The organism is Pseudomonas sp. KB_12 (assembly GCF_052114545.1).
GTDB lineage: Bacteria > Pseudomonadota > Gammaproteobacteria > Pseudomonadales > Pseudomonadaceae > Aquipseudomonas > Aquipseudomonas brassicacearum.
In genome coordinates this window covers 149,891-170,880 of the sequence record NZ_JBFREY010000019.1, presented here as the reverse complement: position 1 = coordinate 170,880, position 20,990 = coordinate 149,891, and the positions used below count along the sequence as shown (strand labels likewise).

Annotated in this window: 19 protein-coding genes and 2 pseudogenes; 18 read left to right on the top strand and 3 right to left on the bottom strand. The window is 61.4% G+C overall.

The features are described from left to right. The first annotated feature begins 159 nt into the window (after positions 1 to 159). The 5 genes from AB4Z20_RS17430 to AB4Z20_RS17410 all read left to right on the top strand — a co-directional run bounded on the left by AB4Z20_RS17430 (position 160) and on the right by AB4Z20_RS17410 (position 6,105). On the top strand, positions 160 to 537 hold the full coding sequence (locus AB4Z20_RS17430) for a gamma-butyrobetaine hydroxylase-like domain-containing protein (protein WP_253471080.1): 378 nt from the start codon (positions 160 to 162) through the stop codon (positions 535 to 537). A gap of 279 nt (positions 538 to 816) precedes the next feature. Further along, positions 817 to 2,496 (top strand): class II poly(R)-hydroxyalkanoic acid synthase, encoded by a 1,680-nt coding sequence (phaC, locus tag AB4Z20_RS17425; protein WP_214510907.1) that lies wholly within the window; start codon positions 817 to 819, stop codon positions 2,494 to 2,496. 275 nt (positions 2,497 to 2,771) lie between these two features. After that, entirely contained in the window at positions 2,772 to 3,629 is an 858-nt protein-coding gene (gene phaZ / locus AB4Z20_RS17420) for a poly(3-hydroxyalkanoate) depolymerase (RefSeq protein ID WP_253471075.1), read from the top strand. Between the two features lie 112 nt (positions 3,630 to 3,741). Next, the gene (phaC, locus tag AB4Z20_RS17415) at positions 3,742 to 5,424 is read left to right on the top strand and encodes a class II poly(R)-hydroxyalkanoic acid synthase (protein WP_258690220.1); all 1,683 of its coding nucleotides are present in this window, start codon (positions 3,742 to 3,744) and stop codon (positions 5,422 to 5,424) included. A gap of 60 nt (positions 5,425 to 5,484) precedes the next feature. Beyond that, positions 5,485 to 6,105, top strand: coding sequence for a TetR/AcrR family transcriptional regulator (locus tag AB4Z20_RS17410; protein WP_092146795.1), 621 nt, complete (start codon positions 5,485 to 5,487; stop codon positions 6,103 to 6,105). A 206-nt stretch (positions 6,106 to 6,311) separates the two neighbouring features. Here the strand turns inward: AB4Z20_RS17410 and AB4Z20_RS17405 are convergent, their stop codons facing one another. The 3 genes from AB4Z20_RS17405 to AB4Z20_RS17395 all read right to left on the bottom strand — a co-directional run bounded on the left by AB4Z20_RS17405 (position 6,312) and on the right by AB4Z20_RS17395 (position 8,180). After that, positions 6,312 to 7,208, bottom strand: a complete 897-nt coding sequence (locus tag AB4Z20_RS17405) for a phasin family protein (protein ID WP_253478372.1) — start codon at positions 7,206 to 7,208, stop codon at positions 6,312 to 6,314. A 10-nt stretch (positions 7,209 to 7,218) separates the two neighbouring features. Next, positions 7,219 to 7,641 (bottom strand): phasin family protein, encoded by a 423-nt coding sequence (locus tag AB4Z20_RS17400; protein ID WP_003196940.1) that lies wholly within the window; start codon positions 7,639 to 7,641, stop codon positions 7,219 to 7,221. 263 nt (positions 7,642 to 7,904) lie between these two features. Further along, positions 7,905 to 8,180 carry a polyhydroxyalkanoic acid system family protein gene (locus tag AB4Z20_RS17395; protein WP_072397964.1) on the bottom strand — a complete coding sequence of 92 codons (276 nt, stop codon included), beginning with the start codon at positions 8,178 to 8,180 and terminating at the stop codon, positions 7,905 to 7,907. Between the two features lie 155 nt (positions 8,181 to 8,335). Between AB4Z20_RS17395 and ubiE the strand changes: the two genes are divergently transcribed. From ubiE to AB4Z20_RS17330, 13 genes and pseudogenes are all read left to right on the top strand, one after another. Continuing rightward, positions 8,336 to 9,106, top strand: a complete 771-nt coding sequence (gene ubiE, locus AB4Z20_RS17390; protein ID WP_003196937.1) for a bifunctional demethylmenaquinone methyltransferase/2-methoxy-6-polyprenyl-1,4-benzoquinol methylase UbiE — start codon at positions 8,336 to 8,338, stop codon at positions 9,104 to 9,106. Next, positions 9,106 to 9,730: pseudogene (locus tag AB4Z20_RS17385) on the top strand (ubiquinone biosynthesis accessory factor UbiJ). Before ubiE ends, AB4Z20_RS17385 begins: the two are co-directional and overlap by 1 nt. After that, on the top strand, positions 9,727 to 11,331 hold the full coding sequence (gene ubiB / locus AB4Z20_RS17380; protein ID WP_320389790.1) for a ubiquinone biosynthesis regulatory protein kinase UbiB: 1,605 nt from the start codon (positions 9,727 to 9,729) through the stop codon (positions 11,329 to 11,331). The pseudogene AB4Z20_RS17385 and the gene ubiB overlap by 4 nt, the downstream one beginning before the upstream one ends. An 81-nt stretch (positions 11,332 to 11,412) precedes the next feature. Further along, positions 11,413 to 11,811 (top strand): phosphoribosyl-AMP cyclohydrolase, encoded by a 399-nt coding sequence (hisI, locus tag AB4Z20_RS17375; protein ID WP_215008071.1) that lies wholly within the window; start codon positions 11,413 to 11,415, stop codon positions 11,809 to 11,811. Beyond that, positions 11,804 to 12,136 carry a phosphoribosyl-ATP diphosphatase gene (locus tag AB4Z20_RS17370; RefSeq protein ID WP_003186671.1) on the top strand — a complete coding sequence of 111 codons (333 nt, stop codon included), beginning with the start codon at positions 11,804 to 11,806 and terminating at the stop codon, positions 12,134 to 12,136. Before hisI ends, AB4Z20_RS17370 begins: the two co-directional genes overlap by 8 nt. A 24-nt stretch (positions 12,137 to 12,160) precedes the next feature. Continuing rightward, a complete protein-coding gene (locus AB4Z20_RS17365; protein ID WP_072344995.1) occupies positions 12,161 to 12,448 on the top strand; it encodes a twin-arginine translocase TatA/TatE family subunit in 288 nt (95 codons plus the stop codon). Between the two features lie 10 nt (positions 12,449 to 12,458). Then, positions 12,459 to 12,881 (top strand): Sec-independent protein translocase protein TatB, encoded by a 423-nt coding sequence (tatB, locus tag AB4Z20_RS17360; RefSeq protein WP_253471071.1) that lies wholly within the window; start codon positions 12,459 to 12,461, stop codon positions 12,879 to 12,881. Then, a complete protein-coding gene (gene tatC / locus AB4Z20_RS17355) occupies positions 12,878 to 13,675 on the top strand; it encodes a twin-arginine translocase subunit TatC (protein ID WP_253471069.1) in 798 nt (265 codons plus the stop codon). Before tatB ends, tatC begins: the two co-directional genes overlap by 4 nt. Next, on the top strand, positions 13,672 to 14,379 hold the full coding sequence (locus AB4Z20_RS17350) for a 16S rRNA (uracil(1498)-N(3))-methyltransferase (protein ID WP_442090307.1): 708 nt from the start codon (positions 13,672 to 13,674) through the stop codon (positions 14,377 to 14,379). Before tatC ends, AB4Z20_RS17350 begins: the two co-directional genes overlap by 4 nt. 117 nt (positions 14,380 to 14,496) lie before the next feature. Further along, a complete protein-coding gene (locus tag AB4Z20_RS17345) occupies positions 14,497 to 16,401 on the top strand; it encodes a methyl-accepting chemotaxis protein (RefSeq protein WP_442090306.1) in 1,905 nt (634 codons plus the stop codon). 320 nt (positions 16,402 to 16,721) lie between these two features. Further along, positions 16,722 to 17,732: pseudogene (locus tag AB4Z20_RS17340) on the top strand (methyl-accepting chemotaxis protein); the annotation flags it as partial. Between the two features lie 9 nt (positions 17,733 to 17,741). Then, complete coding sequence (locus AB4Z20_RS17335) at positions 17,742 to 18,635, top strand: methyl-accepting chemotaxis protein (RefSeq protein ID WP_371916714.1); 894 nt, start codon at positions 17,742 to 17,744, stop codon at positions 18,633 to 18,635. Positions 18,636 to 18,784: 149 nt separating this feature from the next. Then, a complete protein-coding gene (locus AB4Z20_RS17330; RefSeq protein WP_253471061.1) occupies positions 18,785 to 20,689 on the top strand; it encodes a methyl-accepting chemotaxis protein in 1,905 nt (634 codons plus the stop codon). Positions 20,690 to 20,990 lie beyond the last annotated feature (301 nt).

Here is a 20,990-nt window from a genome sequence, read left to right as displayed (position 1 = left end):
CTGTGTGGGAGCAAAGCTTGCTCGCGATCCAGGCGCTGCGGTCCTCAAGAGACCGCGGCGTTTTCATCGCGGGCAAGCCTTGCTCCCACACAGCTCGCTCCCACATGGACCGTGTCGTTTTTGCAGATCAAGGCTCCCTTCAGAGACGGATCACAGGCCATGACCAAACTCCCCACCGCCATCAACCTGCACAAAGCCTCCAGGACCCTGACGCTCAAATATGCGCCGGACGAGGAGTATCACCTGCCCGCCGAATTCCTGCGGGTGCACTCGCCTTCCGCCGAGGTCCAGGGCCACGGCAAACCCATCCTGCAATACGGCAAGCTCAACGTTGCCCTGACCAAGGTCGAACCGGCCGGCCAATACGCACTGAAACTGACCTTCGACGACGGCCACGACAGCGGACTGTTCACGTGGGACTATCTCTATCAGTTGGCGGTGCGTCAGGAAGACTTGTGGAACGATTATCTTGGCGAACTCAAGGCCGCCGGAAAAACCCGCGACCCGGACGAATCCGTCGTCAAGCTGATGCTCTAACTCAAGGGCTGGCGCTTTAGGGCGAATTTTCTAGACTCATCTGCTTGAATGCCCGCGCGGCAACGTCAATGACTGGCCTGCTTGCGAAAAAAATTAAACTCGGGTAACCAATGGAGCTGGCAAGTTCCCTGCAAAGGAACCGACGAGTTCCTGGCATACGTTTCCTCATTGGCCCTCGATGCGGAATTAACGGTCACCCGAGCAGCGTACCTGGTATCGGCTGTGTAGCTTGCGGCACACGATCCGGGTACTCGTCTGAAGGACAATGGAGCGTCGTAGATGAGCAACAAGAACAACGATGACCTGAAGTATCAAGCCTCGGAAAATACCCTGGGGTTGAATCCCGTCGTCGGCTTGCGCAGAAAAGATCTGCTGGCCTCTGCCCGCATGGTGCTGACCCAGGCCATCAAACAACCGCTGCACAGCGTCAAGCACGTCGCCCATTTCGGCGTCGAACTCAAGAATGTCCTGTTCGGCAAATCCGAACTGCAACCGGCCGGCGACGACCGTCGCTTCGCTGACCCGGCGTGGAGCCAGAACCCACTCTACAAACGCTACCTGCAAACCTACCTGGCGTGGCGCAAGGAGCTGCACGCCTGGATCGACGACAGCAACCTCTCGCCCGCGGACATCAGCCGCGGGCATTTCGTGATCAACCTGATGACCGAAGCCATGGCCCCGACCAACTCGGCGGCCAACCCGGCAGCAGTCAAGCGCTTCTTCGAAACCGGCGGCAAGAGCCTGCTCGATGGCCTGTCCCACCTGGCCAAGGACCTGGTGCACAACGGCGGGATGCCGAGCCAGGTCAACATGGGCGCGTTCGAGGTCGGCAAGAGCCTGGGCGTGACCGAAGGCGCCGTGGTATTTCGCAACGACGTGCTGGAGCTGATCCAGTACCGGCCCATCACCGAGCAGGTCCACGAGCGACCGCTGCTGGTGGTACCGCCACAGATCAACAAGTTCTATGTATTCGACCTGAGCCCGGACAAGAGCCTGGCGCGCTTCTGCCTGCGCAGCAACGTGCAGACCTTCATCGTCAGTTGGCGCAACCCCACCAAGGAACAGCGCGAGTGGGGCCTGTCGACCTACATCGAGGCGCTCAAGGAAGCGGTGGACGTGGTCACGGCCATCACCGGCAGCAAGGACGTGAACATGCTCGGCGCCTGCTCGGGCGGTATCACCTGCACCGCGCTGCTGGGCCATTACGCCGCCCTCGGCGAGAAAAAGGTCAATGCCCTGACCCTGCTGGTCAGCGTGCTCGACACCACCCTGGACACCGACGTGGCGTTGTTCGTCGACGAACAGACCCTGGAAGCGGCCAAGCGCCATTCCTACCAGGCCGGTGTACTCGAAGGTCGCGACATGGCCAAGGTGTTCGCCTGGATGCGCCCCAACGACTTGATCTGGAACTACTGGGTCAACAATTACCTGTTGGGCAACGAGCCGCCCGTGTTCGACATCCTGTTCTGGAACAACGACACCACAAGGCTGCCGGCGGCGTTCCACGGCGACCTCATCGAAATGTTCAAGAACAATCCACTGATCCGTCCCAATGCACTGGAAGTGTGCGGCACGCCCATCGACCTCAAGCAGGTCACCGCCGACATCTTCTCCCTGGCCGGCACCAACGACCACATCACGCCGTGGAAATCCTGCTACAAGTCGGCACAGCTGTTTGGCGGCAAGGTGGAGTTCGTGCTGTCGAGCAGCGGCCATATCCAGAGCATCCTCAACCCGCCAGGCAACCCCAAGTCGCGCTACATGACCAGTGATGACATGCCGGCCAAGGCCGAGGACTGGCAGGAGAATTCAACCAAGCACACCGACTCCTGGTGGTTGCATTGGCAGGCCTGGCAGGCCGAGCGCTCGGGCAAACTGAAAAAAGCCCCGACCGTGCTGGGCAACAAGACCCACCCGGCCGGTGAAGCGGCGCCCGGCACTTATGTGCATGAGCGGTAATGGATGCAACTCGTCTGGCGCGGGAGTGGGCTTGCTCACGAATACATCCCGCCAGCCGACACTGAATGCAAGGCCCACACCGCTGGCGAACATGAAACTCATGTTCACAGCGGATCCAATGTGGGAGCGAGCTTGCTCCGGGCGGCGATCCGACGATGACGGCGGCACATCCAACAGCAATGTAGGCTGACACACCGCAATCACGAGCAAGCTCGCTCCCACAGGGGATCGGGGGAAAAATGAAAGACAGCGACCCAACCCACAGGGCTTGAAGCATGCCGCAACCGTACATCTTCCGTACCGTCGATCTGGATGGCCAGACCTTGCGCACCGCGGTACGTCCCGGCAAGCCTCACTTGACGCCGCTGCTGATTTTCAACGGCATCGGCGCCAACCTCGAGCTGGTGTTCCCGTTCATCCAGGCCCTGGACCCGGACCTGGAAGTCATCGCCTTTGACGTACCCGGTGTCGGCGGCTCATCGACGCCCAACCGGCCGTATCGCTTTCCTGGCCTGGCCAAACTCACCGCGCGAATGCTCGATTACCTGGACTACGGACAGGTCAATGTGATCGGCGTGTCCTGGGGAGGCGCCCTGGCCCAGCAGTTCGCCTATGACTACCCCGAGCGCTGCAAGAAGCTGGTGCTGGCGGCCACTGCGGCCGGGGCGGTGATGGTGCCGGGCAAACCGAAGGTGCTGTGGATGATGGCCAGCCCCCGGCGCTACATTCAACCGTCCCATGTGATGCGTATCGCCCCGCTGATCTACGGCGGTTCGTTCCGCCGCGACCCGAGCCTGGCAGCCAGCCATGCGGCCAAGGTTCGTTCGGCGGGCAAGCTCGGTTATTACTGGCAACTGTTCGCCGGCCTGGGCTGGACCAGCATCCACTGGCTGCACAAGATCCACCAGCCGACCCTGGTGCTGGCCGGCGACGACGACCCGCTGATCCCGCTGATCAACATGCGCATGCTGGCCTGGCGCATTCCCAACGCCCAATTGCACATCATCGATGATGGCCATCTATTCCTGATCACCCGGGCCGAGGCGGTGGCGCCGATCATCATGAAATTCCTCGAGGAAGAACGTCAGCGTGCAGTGATGCATCCGCATCCCTCGCCGCTGGGCGGCGGCTGAAACCGCCCATTAGCGCCTGGCAGGACGCCGGACCGCGCAGCGACCCGAAACAGCGACTATGTTGTCTGGTTCGGTGTGTTTGTTTTTAGCCTGATGACGAAGGAGTTGACTCATGCGCGACAAACCGGCGAAGGGTTCCATGCCCGCCCCTGCCAGCTTCATCAACGCACAAAGTGCGGTCACCGGCCTGCGTGGCAGGGACCTGCTGTCCACCTTGCGCAGCGTTGCCGTACACGGCTTGCGCAACCCGGTGCACAGTGCCCGGCACGCGTTGAAGCTGGGCGGTCAACTGGGCCGAGTGCTGCTGGGCGAGACCCTGCATCCCACCAACCCCAACGACCAGCGTTTCGCCGACCCCACCTGGCAGCTCAATCCGTTCTACCGCCGCAGCCTGCAGGCCTACCTGAGTTGGCAGAAACAGGTGACGAGCTGGATCGACGACAGCACCATGAGCCAGGATGACCGCGCCCGCGCCCACTTCGCCTTTGCCCTGCTCAACGACGCCGTTTCGCCGTCCAACACCTTGCTCAACCCGCTGGCGGTCAAGGAACTGTTCAACTCCGGCGGCACCAGCCTGGTTCGAGGCCTCAGCCATCTGGTGGATGACCTGCTGCACAACGACGGGTTGCCGCGACAAACCACGCCCCATGCCTTTGAAGTCGGCAAGACCCTGGCGACCACTCCCGGCGCAGTGGTGTTTCGCAACGAATTGCTCGAGCTGATCCAGTACCGGTCCATGAGCGAAAAGCAATACGCCAAGCCGTTGCTGATCGTGCCGCCGCAGATCAACAAGTTCTACATTTTCGACCTGAGCCCTTCCAACAGCTTCGTCCAGTACGCCCTGAAAAACGGTTTGCAGGTCTTCATCATCAGTTGGCGCAACCCCGACGTACGCCACCGTGAATGGGGCCTGTCCAGCTATGTCGAGGCCGTGGAAGAGGCCATGAACGTCTGCCGGGCGATCACCGGCGCCCGCGAGGTCAACCTGATGGGCGCCTGCGCCGGGGGCCTGACCATCGCCGCCCTGCAGGGCCACTTGCAAGCCAAGCGCCAGCTACGCCGGGTCGCCAGTGCCACGTACCTGGTGAGCCTGCTGGACAGCCAGATCGACAGCCAGGCCACGTTGTTCATCGACGAACAGACCCTCGAAGCCGCCAAGCGTCGCTCCTACCAGAAAGGCATCCTCGATGGCCGCGACCTGGCCCGGGTGTTCGCCTGGATGCGCCCCAACGATCTGATCTGGACTTACTTCATCAACAACTACCTGCTGGGCAAGGAGCCACCGGCCTTCGACATCCTCTATTGGAACAACGACTGCACCCGCCTGCCGGCGGCTTACCACGGCGACCTGCTGGACTTCTTCAAGCACAACCCACTGACCCATCCCGGCGGCCTGGAAGTGTGCGGCACGCCCATCGACCTGCAGAAAGTGACGGTGGACAGCTTCAGTGTGGGCGGCATCAATGACCACATCACGCCGTGGGACGCGGTGTATCGCTCGACCCTGTTGCTCGGTGGCGAAAAACGCTTCGTGCTTTCCAACAGCGGCCATGTCCAGAGCATCCTCAACCCGCCGGGCAACCCCAAGGCCAACTTCATCGAAAGCGCAAAATTGAGCAGCGACCCACGGGCCTGGTACTACGACGCCAAGCACGTCGAAGGCAGTTGGTGGACCCAATGGCTGGGCTGGATCCAGGAGCGTTCCGGTGCCCAGCACGAAACCCAGATGACCTTGGGCAATGCGAACTACCCGCCTCTGGACGCGGCTCCCGGCACCTATGTTCGCGTGCGCTGAAGGCCTTACCCCACGGCCAGGCGATTGGCCGTGGCATGACTTGATCATTAAGAAGACCGGATGAAAACCCGCGACCGCATCCTTGAATGTGCCCTGCAATTGTTCAACGAAAAGGGCGAACCGAACGTCTCCACCATGGAAGTTGCCAACGAAATGGGCATCAGCCCAGGCAACCTCTACTACCACTTTCATGGCAAGGAACCGCTGATCCTCGGGCTGTTCGAGCGATTCCAGGGCGAACTGGCGCCGCTGCTGGACCCTCCGGCGGACGTGCAGTTGGCGCCGGAAGACTACTGGCTGTTCCTGCACTTGATCGTCGAGCGCCTGGCCCAGTACCGGTTTCTGTTCCAAGACCTGTCGAACCTGGCCGGGCGCCTGCCGAAGCTGGCCAAGGGTATCCGCCAATTGCTCAATGCCCTGAAGCGCACCCTCGCCTCACTGCTGGCGCAGCTCAAGGCCCAGGGATTGCTGATCAGCGATACCCAGGCCCTGGGGCAGCTGGTGGAGCAGATCACCATGACCTTGCTGTTCTCCCTGGACTACCAGCGGATCCTCGACCGCGAAGGCGAGGTTCGGCTGGTGGTCTACCAGATCATGATGCTGGTGGCCCCGCACCTGCCGCCCGCGACCAAGGTGGCGACTGAGCAACTGGCGTTGCGCTACCTGGAAGAACACGACTAACCACCGACAGTGGCAGATCCATTGTGGGAGCGAGCTTGTGGGAGCAAAGCTTGCTCGCGATCCAGGCGCTGCGGTCCTCAAGAGACCGCGGCGTTTTCATCGCGGGCAAGCCTTGCTCCCACAAAGCTCGCTCCCACAGGTTGACCTGCATACAAACAAAAACGCCCGACCTTCACAGGCCGGGCGTTTTTGCATGTCCCGCAGAATCAGGACTGGGTGGTAGGCGTCGATGGAGCCGGCGCTGGAGTTGGCGTCGCGACCGGCGTCGGAGCGGCGGCGGAGTTCGCCGTGCTCGTTGGGGTCGCTGGTTTGGCGGCCGCGGTCGGCGCCTTCGGTGCAGCGGCTTTCGGCGCGGCCGGTTTTTTCACGGCCGGTTTTTTCGCCGCAGCAGGTTTGGCCGCCGCTTTTGCCGCAGGCTTGGCGGCGGGTTTCGCTGCCGGTTTGGCCGCTGCCGTTTTAGCCGCGGGTTTGGCCGCAGGCTTGGCTGCCGCTTTGGCCGCAGGTTTGGCCGCTACCGGTTTGGCCGCCGCCTTGGCAGCAGGCTTGGCCGCAGCAGTTTTAGCCGCAGGTTTGGCCGCTGCTTTCGCCGCAGGTTTGGCGGCGGGTTTTGCCGCAGCCTTGACCAATGGCTTGGCCGCCGTTTTAGCGGCCGGCTTGGCCGCCGCAGTCTTGGTCGCCACGGGTGCGACTTTGGCGCCGGTGAGTTTTTCGATCTGCTTGGTCAGGGTGTCGACCTTGCTGTGCAGTGCCTTGACTTCATTACGGCTCGGCACACCCAGGCGCGAGATCGCACTGTTCAGGCGCTTGTCGAAAGCCCCTTCCAGTTCGTCCCATTTGCCCAGTGCACGATCCTTCACGCCGCCGATTCGCGACTTGGCGGACTCGGCAGAGTCCTTGGCGGCATCGACTTGTTTGCCGACTGCCGTCTTGGTGAGTTTTTCGGCCTTTTCGCCGTCCTTAACCAGGGACTCGAAGAGCTTGCTGCCGTCAGTGTCGATCTTCGAGTACACGCCTAAACCAGCAAGCCAGATTTTGCGGGAATACTTTTCAATCTTCCCGGCCCACGAGCTGCCCTCTTTTTCTGTGATTTTTTTGCCAGCCATCCCGTTCTCCTTAATGTTTACGCGCGACACGTTCGAGCAATGCTGTCAGCTCATCGAGCTTAGCAGAGAGTGTCTCAACGTCATGTTTAGACGGAATGCCGATACGATTCAAGGCACTTGCAACACGGGCATCAAATACCTTCTCGACTTTATCGAGTTGTACTTCAACCCGGGCCTTGAAAGTATTGACGTCGCTCTTGGCTTCAATCAATTCACTGTTGGCCGCTTCAAGTTTTCCGGCAATTTTCTTTTTGCCTTTGGTTTCAATAACTTCGCCAGCCTTTACCAACTCCTGAAAGTACTCGCTGCCTTCCTGGCCGACCTTCGTGTAGGCGCCCAGGCCCGCCAGCCAGATCTTGCGCGCGTACGTTTTCACGTCGCTGAGCGTGGAAGATTCAACGTCGGTTTTTTTCTTCAGAATAACTTTGGCCATGGTGCACCTCACTCGAAAATGGTTTGAGGAACTGCCCGCACACGGTCGGGCTCAGGCACAAAGTAGTGACAATAATTAGAAAGGGCACCCTAACAACTGACACAAAACCTGAGGGTGATGACTTCCCCTGTGGGAGCGAGCTTGCTCGCGATGGCGGAGTGTCAGCCAACTTTGATGTGACTGAAACAATGCCATCGCGAGCAAGCTCGCTCCCACAGAAGGATGGATGGTGAACTTGAGTGCTGCATCCTCCTTTCGATCAATCAGGCCAACGCCTTATCCAGTGCCTTTTCGATTTCGCTCTTGATCGTGCCGCTCATGGCCGACATCAACATGCCCAGCTCCACGTCGACGCGGATCGAGTCCTCGCCCACATGCACTTCGCCCTTGACCCCGGAACGCTTGAGTTTCAGGGTGTCGCCCTCCCACTGCGGCTCCAGGCCATAGCTGTCGGACAACTTCTGCGCCAGCTTGTCGGCCTTCTCTCGCGCCGCTTCCTTGCCCAGGCCATGGGCACGCTCAACAGTTATACGGGCCATCGGGTGACTCCTGTTTTATCGGGACTTGCCTGAACGTTTCAGACCCTGGCTGCGTCAAAACGTCCCGGCGGTAGCCCATCTTACCTTCAGCCTTGCCAAGACAAAGCCCTCCACCGGGATTAGAATGTCCCGCATTCTTTTTTGGTGACCGCGATATGACTGATCAGCGCAAAGGCAGCGATGCCGAACCCACCACTCACTTCGGCTTCAAGAACGTGCCGGAAAGCCAGAAAGCGGAAAAAGTCGCTGAGGTTTTCCACTCCGTAGCCGCCAAGTATGACTTGATGAACGACCTGCTCTCGGGCGGCATGCACCGCCTGTGGAAGCGTTTCGCGATCGAACTGTCGGGCGTACGCAGCGGCAATCGCGTACTGGACATCGCCGGCGGCACGGGCGACCTGACGAAGAAGTTTTCCCACATCGTCGGGCCGACCGGCCAGGTGGTCCTGGCCGACATCAACGAATCCATGCTCAAGGTCGGTCGCGACCGCCTGCTGGACCTGGGTGTGGCCGGCAACGTCGAGTTCGTCCAGGCCGACGCTGAAAAGCTGCCGTTCCCCGACAACCATTTCGACTGCGTGACCATCGCCTTCGGCCTGCGCAACGTCACCCACAAGGAAGATGCCCTGCGCTCGATGCTGCGCGTGCTCAAGCCCGGTGGCCGCCTGCTGGTGCTGGAGTTCTCCAAGCCGACCAACGCGCTGATGTCCAAGGCCTATGACGCCTACTCGTTCGCCTTCATGCCGCTGATGGGCAAGCTGATCACCAACGACTCGGAAAGCTATCGCTACCTGGCCGAATCGATCCGCATGCACCCGAACCAGGAAACCCTGAAGTCGATGATGGTCGAGGCCGGTTTCGACCGCGTGACCTACCACAACATGACCGCAGGCATCGTCGCCCTGCACCGCGGCATCAAGCCCTGATGCTGCTCACCGGCCTGCTCGCCAGCGTCGAACTCGGCCTCAACCGGGTGCTGCGCCTGGACAGCACGGCGCTCGCGCGCCTGGCGCACTTGAGCGGCAAGGTGATCGCCGTGGACTGCCGCAGCCCGGCGTTGCGGTTGTTCATCCTGCCCAGCGACGAAGGCCTGCTGCTCGCTGCGCACTGGGAGGCCGAAGCCGACTGCACGCTGCGCGCCCCGGCGTCGAGCCTGCTGAACCTGGCCCTGGGCAAGGACAAGACCGCGGTGCTGCACCGCCCCGACGTGGAGCTCGACGGCGACAGCGGCGTACTGCTGGAGCTGGCGGCGATTCTCCAGGACCTGGAACTGGACTGGGAATACGAAGTGTCTCGCTGGATCGGTCCGGTGGCGACCCAACTGCTCAGCGGCCATCTGCGCAGCCGCAGCCGCTGGTATCGGCAGGGGTTCGCCAGCCTGGGGCAGAATCTGAGTGAATACCTGGCCGAAGAATCGCGTACCCTCGTAGGCCAACGCGAAGCACAAGCCCGTTTTAATGAACTGGACCAGATCAAACTTGACCTGGAACGTCTCGAGGCGCGTTTCGAGCGCCTTTCCCGATCCCTTGAAACCAAGCGATAACGCATGAAGCTGCTTGCCGTCCGCCGTTTGTTGCGCATCCAGCGCGTCGTGATCCGCTACCGCCTCGATGACCTGCTGTTCGCCCTGCCGCTGCCCTGGTTTCTCCTGGCCCTGCGCTTCGTGCTGCCGTGGCGCTGGTTTCCCCGGCGAACGCTGGACCTGAGTCGCGGTGCGCGCTTGCGCCTGGCGCTGCAGGACCTGGGGCCGATTTTCATCAAGTTCGGGCAGATACTTTCGACCCGTCGCGACCTGTTGCCCGAAGACATCGCCGATGAACTGATGCGCCTGCAAGACCGCGTGCCGCCGTTCGACTCCAAGGTGTCGGTGGCGCTGATCGAGGAACAACTGGGCAAGAAGATCAGCGAAGTCTTCAGCCGTTTCGACGTCGAGCCCCTGGCCTCGGCCTCCGTGGCCCAGGTTCACGCCGCGCAACTCAAGAGCGGTGAAGAAGTAGTGGTCAAGGTCATCCGCCCGGGCCTCAAGCCGATCATTGCCCAGGACCTCGCGTGGCTGTTCATCCTCGCCCGCGCCGCCGAGCGGTTGTCAGCCGATGCCCGCCTGCTGCACCCGGTGGACGTGGTCCAGGACTACGAAAAAACCATTTACGACGAACTCGACCTGCTGCGCGAGGCGGCCAACGCCAGCCAGCTGCGTCGCAACTTCGAGGGCTCGCCGCTGCTCTATGTGCCGCAAGTCTACTGGGACTGGTGCCGGCCGAAAGTATTGGTGATGGAGCGCATCTACGGCATCCAGGTCACCGACCTGGCGACCCTGGCCGACCAGCGCACCGACATGAAGATGCTCGCCGAACGCGGCGTGGAAATCTTCTTCACACAGGTGTTTCGCGACAGCTTCTTCCATGCCGACATGCACCCGGGCAACATCTTCGTCAGCACGGTGCAGCCGTGGAGCCCGCAGTACATTGCCATCGACTGCGGCATCGTCGGCAGCCTGACCCCGGAAGACCAGGACTACCTGGCGCGCAACCTGTTTGCCTTCTTCAAGCGTGACTACCGTCGCGTCGCCCAGCTGCACATCGATTCGGGCTGGGTGCCGGCCGAGACCAAGCTCAACGAATTCGAAGCGGCGATCCGTACCGTGTGCGAACCGATCTTCGAAAAACCGTTAAAAGATATTTCCTTCGGTCAGGTACTGATGCGCCTGTTCCAGACCGCGCGACGCTTCAACATGGAAGTCCAGCCACAGTTGGTGCTGTTGCAGAAAACCCTGCTGAACATCGAAGGCCTCGGCCGTCAGTTGTACCCGGACCTCGACCTGTGGAACACCGCCCAGCCGTTCCTCGAACGCTGGATGCGCGAGCGCGTCAGCCCCAAGACCTTGCTGGGCAACGTGCAAAGCCAGTTCGAGCAGCTCCCGCACCTGGCCAACATGACCCGCGACCTGCTCGAACGCATGTCACAGCCCCACGCACACGACCCGGCGCCCCCGTGGCACCGACGCAAGGACGACTGGCTGTTGCGCCTGCTGGGCGCGGCTCACCTGGGAGGTGGCGCAATGCTGGCGGCTGGTGGACCGTTGAGCGAATTGGGCCATTGGCCCGCCGGAATCATGGTGATCGTTGGTTTGTATCTGGTCGTTCGCCGATAGCCAGCACCGGTTCGCGCTGGCACACTGTTTCAACGCTGGGCCCGCCGACGTCAGGTGCGTGGTCCATGGTCGGAGTCAAAGATGAAAAACTGGCAGGACGAGATCAAATGGGACGCTGACGGCCTGGTGCCGGCCATCGCCCAGGACCACAAGACCGGGCGCGTATTGATGATGGCCTGGATGAACCGCGAAGCGCTGGCCCTGACCGCCACCGAGAACCGTGCCATCTATTGGTCACGTTCCCGCGGCAAGCTGTGGCGCAAAGGTGAAGAGTCCGGGCACGTGCAGCACCTGCATGAGATGCGCCTGGACTGCGACGGCGACGTCATCATCCTGATGGTCGAGCAAGTCGGTGAGATTGCCTGCCACACCGGCCGTCAAAGCTGCTTCTATCGCGTCTTCGAGAACGGCGACTGGAAAACCGTCGACCCGGTGCTCAAGGACCCGCACGCCATTTATTCAGGACATACCCATGAGTGACACCCTGACCCGCCTGGCCCAGGTGCTGGAAGAGCGCAAGGGCGCCGCGGCCGACAGTTCCTATGTCGCCAGCCTGTACCACAAGGGCTTGAACAAGATTCTGGAGAAAGTCGGCGAAGAGTCGGTCGAGACCATCATCGCCGCCAAGGACGCCGCCATCAGTGGCGATTGCAGCGACGTGATCTATGAGACCGCCGACCTGTGGTTCCACAGCCTGGTCATGCTGGCCCAACTGGGGCAGCATCCGCAGGCCGTACTGGATGAACTGGACCGTCGCTTCGGTCTGTCCGGGCACGTCGAGAAAGCCTCGCGCCCGTCCGCCTGATCAACTTTTGAGAGGAATAGCTCCATGGGTATTTTTGACTGGAAACACTGGATCGTCATCCTGGTCGTCGTGGTGCTGGTGTTCGGTACCAAGAAACTGAAAAACCTCGGCACCGATGTCGGCGAGTCGATCAAGGGCTTTCGCAAGGCCATGAACGACGACGAAAAACCGGCCGACCCGTCGGCGGCGGCTGGCCAACCGGCGCAGCCGACCCAACCGGTACACCCCCAGGCCAGCCAGCCTGTGAATGCGCCGCACACCATCGACGTGCAGGCACAGAAAGTCGAAGAGCCCGTCCGCAAAGACTCGTGAGCACTGACTAATGTTTGGGATCAGCTTCACTGAACTGCTGCTCGTCGGCCTCGTCGCCCTGCTGGTGCTGGGCCCCGAGCGCCTGCCGGGTGCTGCGCGCACCGCCGGTCTGTGGATCGGCCGCCTGAAGCGCAGCTTCAATGCGATCAAACAGGAAGTTGAACGTGAAATCGGTGCCGACGACATCCGTCGGCAACTTCACAACGAACATATTCTGTCCCTGGAGCAGGAAGCGCGGAAAATCTTCACGCCGACCCAACAGGAACCGACGCCGGTTCAGCCCGTGGCCGAACCGACGATTGCGCCCCAGGCGCCGGTGGATGGTGCGGGGCCGGTGGCTGAACCGGCGCCAGTGACACCGACGGCAGCGGATACAGCACCTCCTGCTGTCCCTGCGCCTAACGACCCTACTTTGCCGCCGCGAGCCCCATGAGCGATATCCCTGAAAACGACCAGCCGATGCCGCTGGTATCGCACCTCACCGAGTTGCGCACCCGCCTGCTGCGTTGCGTCGCGGCGGTTTTCATCATCTTCGCCGGGCTGTTTTCCTTCACCCAGCAGATCTACACCTTCGTCTCCACGCCGCTGCGCCAGTACCTGCCGGTAGGGGCGACAATGATCGCCACCGACGTGTCGTCGCCGTTCCTGACGCCGCTGAAGCTGACGATGATGGTCTCGCTGTTCCTGGCGATCCCGGTGATCCTGCACCAGATCTGGGGCTTCATTGCGCCGGGCCTGTACAAGCATGAAAAACGCATCGCCGTGCCGCTGCTGGTGTCCAGCATCCTGCTGTTCTACACCGGCATGGCCTTCGCCTATTACCTGGTGTTCCCGCTGATCTTCAAGTTCTTCGCCGCCGCCACCCCGGCGGGCGTGGAAATGATGACCGACATCAGCAGCTACCTGGATTTCGTCATGACGCTGTTCTTCGCCTTCGGCGTGGCGTTCGAAATCCCCGTGGCCGTGGTGCTGCTGGTGTGGATTGGCGTGGTCGACGTGGCCTATTTGAAGAAAATCCGCCCCTACGTGGTCATCGGCTGCTTCGTGGTCGGCATGATCCTGACCCCGCCGGACATCTTCTCCCAGACCCTGCTCGCGGTGCCTATGTGGCTGCTGTTCGAGATCGGCATCCTGTTCGGTGGCCTGGTGCGCAAGCGTCGGGAAGAAGAACCCGAGGAACAACCGGTCGATGACCACAACGACCAGCCGCCAGCGACCCAAGCGTGAACCTGCTGCTGCTCGAAGAGGCCGACTTCATCGGGCCGGACCGCGTGATCCTGAGCGATCGCCGGTTGACCCACATGCAGGAAGTCCATCGCAGCGTCGTCGGTGACAGCCTGCGCGTCGGGCGCATCGGCGGGCTGATGGGCACCGCCCAGGTGCTGCGCCTGGAAGCCCGCGAGGCCGAACTGCAAGTGACCCTCGACCAGCCTCCACCGGCCAAGTTGCCGCTGACGCTGGTGCTGGCCCTGCCGCGGCCGAAAATGCTTCGGCGGGTGTTCCAGACCGTCGCCACCATGGGCGTGCCGCGCGTGGTGCTGGTCAACAGTTATCGCGTGGAAAAGAGCTTTTGGCAGACGCCGTTCCTCGAGCCCGAGGCCATCCGCGAGCAACTGATCCTGGGCCTGGAACAAGCCCGGGACAGCGTGCTGCCGGAAATCGTCATCGAAAAACGCTTCAAGCCCTTCGTCGAAGACCGCCTGCCGGCCATGACCGACGGCACCTTGGGCCTGGTCGGTCACCCCGGCAACTACCCGCCCTGCCCTCGTGCGCTGACAGAACCGGTGACACTGGCCATCGGCCCGGAAGGCGGCTGGATTCCCTACGAGATCGACCTGTTGGCCAAGGCCGGCCTGCAACCGGTGCAACTGGGCGAGCGGATCCTGCGGGTCGAGACCGCGGTTACAGCGCTGCTCGCACGACTGTTCTGATCCTCTGTCGCTTGCCACCGCGTTCCAAGCTCATTTAGCTCATTTCTCCAGTTCCTCCCACAATCTGTCGATACAGCTACTATGAAAGGCAGTTCCGCCCTTCAAGGGAGTATCAGCATGTTCCGATGGCTAGGTAACGTAGGCGTCAATCGCAAACTCGGCTTTGGTTTCGGCTTGGTACTCTTCTTGACAGTAATGATCGCCTTCACCGGCTGGACCGGCCTGCGTAAGGTGATTGCCCACGGCGACACGCTGGGGCTCATCGCCAGCCTGAATGACGTGACCAAGGACCTGCGTTCCGCGCGCATGGATTACGACGCGACCCGCGGCGAAAAAGGCCCAGGTGACCTCAACGATCTCCTCGGTAAATTGGAGCCCGGGCTACGGACCGCGCGCCAATCGATCGAGCAACCGGCCGACGTGGCGATCATCGACAAGCAACTGGCGGCCGTCGCCGAGTACAGGACTGCCGTCGCCGATTTGATCCGCGCCACCGCCAGTCGTGAGGATGCCCGCAGCAAATTGGGCGCCAGCGCCGATAACGCCGTGACCCGTGTCTCCGACATTGAAAACGCCCTATTGCAAGGCGATAGCGTGACACAATTCAACGGTGTGGTGACCTTGGGCAAGGCCATCCAGCAGGCCCGTTATCAGGTTCGCGGCTACACCTACAGTGGCCAGGCCGACGCCGAGCAACCCGCGCAGGATGCCATCGATAACGCTTTGAAAATCCTCGACAGGATTGCGGCCCAACTGCCAGAAGAACACGCCGCCAAGCTGCACCAGGCCGGCGAATCGTTCAAGACCTATCGTGCAACCGTCAGCCAGTTCCGTGACGCCCAGACCGCAAACGCTGCTGCCATCAAGCGCATGTCCGACCTGGGGGTCGTGCTACGCGAGGCCAGCAGAAATCTCACAGTGTCCCAGACGACCGTGCGCAATCAGGAAGCTGCCCAGGCCGAGACTATCCTGGGATTGGCCGCCGCACTGGCCCTTCTGCTCGGTTTGATCGCGGCCCTGGCGATCACCCGGCAGATCGTCGACCCGCTGGACCAGACTCTCAAGGTTGCCGAATACGTGGCCGCTGGCGACTTGACCCACAACCTCACCTCCGAGCGCCGCGACGAATTGGGCCAGCTACAGAGCGCCATGCAAAGCATGACCGTGGGCCTGCGGCAATTGATCGGCGGCATCAGCGACAGTGTCACTCAAATCGCCAGTGCCGCTGAACAGCTCTCGGCCGTCACCGAGCAGACCAGCGCCGGGGTCAACAAACAGAAAGAGGAAACCGACCAGGTCGCCACCGCCATGCACGAAATGACCGCCACGGTGCAGGAAGTGGCACGTAATGCCGAGGAGGCCTGCGAAGCGACGGTCGCCGCCGACCAGCAGGCTCGCGAAGGCGAAAAAGTCGTGGGTGAAGCCATCGCCCAAATCGAACGCCTGTCCAAGGAAATGGGCAATTCCACCGAAGCCATGGGTCATCTCAAGCGCGAGAGTGACAAGATCGGCAGCGTGCTGGACGTGATCAAGTCCGTGGCCCAGCAAACCAACCTGCTTGCCCTCAACGCGGCCATCGAGGCGGCCCGAGCCGGTGAAGCCGGGCGTGGTTTCGCCGTCGTGGCGGACGAGGTTCGTGGCCTGGCCCAGCGTACCCAGAAATCCACCGAAGAAATCGAAGCACTGATCGGCAACCTGCAATCGGGCACCGAACAGGTCGCCACCACCCTGGACAACAGCCGCAACCTGACCGACAGCAGCGTCGAACTGACCCGCCGTGCCGGTGGCTCACTGGAAAACATCACCCGCACGGTCTCGGCGATCCAGTCGATGAACCAGCAGATCGCCGCTGCGGCCGAGCAGCAGAGCGCCGTGGCCGAAGAGATCAACCGCAGCGTCGTGAATGTTCGCGATGTCTCCGAACAAACCGCCTCCTCCAGTGAGGAAACCGCCGCCTCCAGCGCCGAACTGGCCCGGCTGGGGGGGCATTTGCAGACACTGGTGGGACGCTTCAAAGTCTGATCAAAAGGGCAGGCATAAAACCTGTGGCGAGGGAGCTTGCTCCCGCTAGGCTCTGTAGGAGCTGGCGAAGGCTCGGGCCGCGTTCGGACGATCTTTTGATCTTGATCTTTCGCTCGAGATTCAAGTGCCTGGGGAAAGATCGCAGCCTCGTTGCACTCGACAGCTCCTACACAGCTCCTACACAGCTCCTACAAGACGCACCCAGCGGGAGCAAGCTTCCTCGCCACAAAAAATCCCAGCGCATCTATTTTCTACAGATCCCCATCACATGGTCGATACTCTTTTCATAAGACCTAATAAAAGGTTCCAGGAGTATCAGCATGTTCAGTTGGCTAACCGAAAAGCTGGGAAACGTAAGTGTCAATCGCAAACTGGGTTTCGGTTTTGGCCTGGTGCTGCTCATGACCGTCCTGAGCACGTTCGCGGGCTGGAACAGCCTGAGCAGCGTGATCAGCCGCGCAGATAAACAGGCGTCCATCGCCAGCCTCAATGAGTTGGCCAAGGATTTGCGAATCGCCAGTCTCGACTATGAGATGCGGCGCGGCGAACAAGGGCCAACAGCCGTCAATGAATTCGTGGGCAAGCTTCAAGAAAACATACAAGCGGCCCTCAAACGGTTTGTACGTCCGGCAGACCAGGAGTTGCTCAATCAGCAGCTGGCTATCCTCGATGAGTACAAACGCGCCTTTGCCGACCTGACCCAGGCGACGCAGAACCGCGAATCGGCCCGCTCCAAGCTGGGCGCCAACGCCGACAATGCCGTAGCCAAGGTGAAAGAGGTCGAAAATGCCTTGCGCCAAGGCGACAGTGTGGCGCAATTCGACAGTGTGGTTGAGCTGAGCAAACTGCTCCAGCAAGCCCGCTACCAAGTTCGCGGCTACACCTACAGCGGCAAGGCCGATGCCGAGCAACCGGCTCTGGATGCCATCGATAGCGTGTTGAAAAACCTTGAAAGCCTGACGGGCAAACTGCCGGAACACGCCACCAACCTGCAACAAGCCTCTGAATCGATGAAGGCTTATCGCGCTGCCGTCAGCCAGTTCCGCGACTCACAGGTCGCCAGCGCCTCGGCCCTCAAGAAAATGGCCGACCAAGACACCCGCTTGAACGGCCTGGATAATCAATTGACGACTTCGCAGATCGAGAAACGCGACCAGGAAACGGCTCAAGCGAAAGAAACGCTGATCATCGTCACCATCCTGGCATTAGCGTTTGGCCTGCTGGCCGCATGGATCATTACCCGGCAGATCGTCGCGCCACTGCAACAGACCCTGGTGGCCGTCGAACGTGTCGCCTCCGGCGACTTGAGCCATAACCTGGTGGTCACTCGCCGCGACGACATGGGTCAACTACAAGGCAGCCTGCAGCGAATGGTCATCAGCCTGCGGCAACTGATCGGGGGTATCAGCGACGGCGTCACGCAAATCGCCAGCGCCGCCGAACAGCTCTCGGCCGTTACCGAGCAGACCAGCGCCGGGGTCAACAGCCAGAAAGTGGAAACCGACCAGGTTGCCACCGCCATGCATGAAATGACCGCCACCGTGCAGGAAGTGGCGCGTAATGCCGAGGAAGCCTCCGAAGCGGCAGTCGCCGCTGACCAGCAAGCTCGCGAAGGCGAAAAAGTGGTCGGCGAAGCCATCGCCCAGATCGAACGCCTGTCCAAGGAAGTGGGCAACTCCACCGAAGCCATGGGCCATCTCAAGCGCGAGAGTGACAAGATCGGCAGCGTGCTGGACGTGATCAAGTCTGTCGCCCAGCAAACCAACCTGCTGGCCCTCAACGCCGCCATCGAAGCGGCCCGGGCCGGTGAAGCCGGACGTGGTTTCGCGGTGGTGGCCGACGAGGTGCGCAGCCTGGCCCAGCGCACCCAGAAGTCCACCGAAGAAATCGAAGAGCTGATCCTCGGCCTGCAATCGGGCACCGAACAGGTCGCTACCACCCTGGACAACAGCCGCAACCTGACCGACAGCAGCGTCGAACTGACCCGCCGTGCCGGTGGTTCACTGGAAAACATCACCCGCACGGTCTCGGCGATCCAGTCGATGAACCAACAGATCGCCGCCGCCGCCGAGCAGCAGAGCGCCGTGGCCGAAGAGATCAACCGCAGCGTCGTGAACGTTCGCGATGTCTCCGAACAAACCGCTTCCTCCAGCGAAGAAACCGCCGCCTCCAGCGCCGAACTGGCGCGGTTGGGGGTTCATTTGCAGACGCTGGTAGGTCGCTTCAAGGTCTAACCAGAGGGCAGGTATAAAACCCGTGGCCAGGGATTGCTCGCGCTGGGGCGCGAAGCGGCCACTACTGTGACATCTATTCTCTACAGATCCCTTCCAACCGGTCGATATAGCTCCCAGCACATAAACTCAGCGCTGCAGGGAGTAACAGCATGTTCCGATGGCTAGGTAATGTAGGCGTTAATCGCAAACTCGGTTTCGGCTTCGGCCTGGTGCTGTTCCTGACCGTGATAATCGCCTTCACGGGCTGGACCGGCCTGGGTAACGTCATCAGCCGTGGCGACAAGCTGGGGTTCATTGCCAGCCTGAACGATTTGACCAAGGACTTGCGCYTGGCACGCATGAACTACGACACCTCGCGGGGCGAGAACGGCCCCCAGCAAGTCAACGACCTGATTGGCAAACTCGACGCCGGGCTGAAAACCGCCCGCCAACTGATCGAGCAACCGGCCGATGTCGCACTGATCGATAAACAATTGGCCGCCGTGGCCGAGTACAAAAAAGCCTTCGCCGAGATGACCCGCGCTACCGCCAGCCGAGAAGATGCCCGCAGCAAGCTCGGTGCCAGTGCAGACAATGCCGTGGCTCGCGTCGCTGAAGTAGAGAAGTCATTGCTGCAAGGCGACAGCGTTGCCCAGTTCAACAGTGTTGTGACCCTGAGCAAGGCGGTCCAGCAAGCGCGCTATCAAGTTCGCGGCTACACCTACAGCGGCAAGAGCGAGGCCCAGCAACCAGCCCTCGAGGCCGTCGACAATGTCCTCAAACTGCTCGCACGCTTGCCAGAGCAATTGCCCGAAGAACATGCCGCCAACCTGCAACAGGCCAGCGACTCGATCAATGCCTATCGCACAGCCGTCAGCCAGTTCCGCGACTCTCAGATCGACAACGCCGCGGCACTCAAGCGCATGGCAGATCAAGGTGACGTATTGATCGACGCCAGCCAAAAGCTGACCGTCTCCCAGACCGCCGTGCGCGACCATGATGCCGCCGAGGCCAAGACCTTCCTGGTCTCGGCTGCCGTACTGGCTCTGTTGTTCGGTGTCATCGCCGCCCTGGTCATCACCCGGCAGATCGTCGGCCCTCTGGGCCAGACCCTCAAGATCGCCGAACGCGTGGCTGCCGGCGACCTGACCCACAACCTCACTTCCGAGCGCCGCGACGAACTGGGCCAGTTACAGCGCGCCATGCAGAACATGACCGTGGGCCTGCGGCAATTGATCGGCGGCATCAGCGAAGGCGTCACGCAAATCGCCAGCGCCGCCGAACAACTGTCGGCCGTTACCGAACAGACCAGCGCCGGAGTCAACAGCCAGAAAGTGGAAACCGACCAGGTCGCCACCGCCATGCACGAAATGACCGCCACAGTGCAGGAAGTGGCCAGCAATGCCGAAGAGGCCTCCGAAGCGGCCGCCGCCGCCGATGCCCAGGCACGCGAAGGCGATAAAGTCGTCGGCGAAGCGATTGCCCAGATCGAGCGCCTGGCACTCGAAGTGGGTAATTCCACTACCGCCATGGGCGAGCTGAAGCGAGAAAGCGACAAGATCGGCAGCGTGCTGGATGTGATCAAGTCCGTCGCCCAGCAAACCAACCTGCTGGCCCTCAACGCCGCCATCGAGGCAGCCCGGGCCGGTGAAGCCGGCCGTGGGTTTGCGGTGGTCGCCGACGAGGTTCGCAGCCTGGCCCAGCGTACCCAGAAGTCCACCGAAGAAATCGAAGAGCTGATCCTTGGGCTGCAATCAGGCACTGAGCAGGTCGCGGCGACCCTGGACAACAGCCGCAACCTGACCGACAGCAGCGTCGAGCTGACCCGCCGTGCCGGTGGGTCGCTGGAAAACATCACCCGTACCGTCTCGGCGATCCAGGCGATGAACCAGCAGATCGCGGCGGCGGCTGAACAGCAGAGTGCGGTGGCCGAGGAGATTAATCGTAGTGTGCTGAATGTGCGTGATGTGTCGGAGCAGACGGCGTCGTCCAGTGAGGAGACTGCCGCTTCGAGCGCTGAGTTGGCGCGGTTGGGGGGGCATTTGCAGACGTTGGTGGGGCGGTTCCGGGTTTGATGCCTTGCGGCTGGCTCACTTAGATTTGTGTGTATATCCGTTTTTTTGGTAACGGCTGCTTAGGGTTCCGCTCTTACAGCGGGTCACTTTCGAAAAGCCCGGAAGCCGGCCCAGTCGAAAGTAACCAAAGCGCTCATGCCCCACCACTCGGTGCCTCGCCTACGTTCGGCCATCGTGGTTAACGGGGCGCCCGAGATCAACGTCCACCACGAGGCGGCCTGGTAGCCGACCTGGTTCTTGATGGGACCGCGTTTCTCCTGTGGGAGCTTGCTCGCGAAAGCGGTGGGTCAGTTTGCGGTAA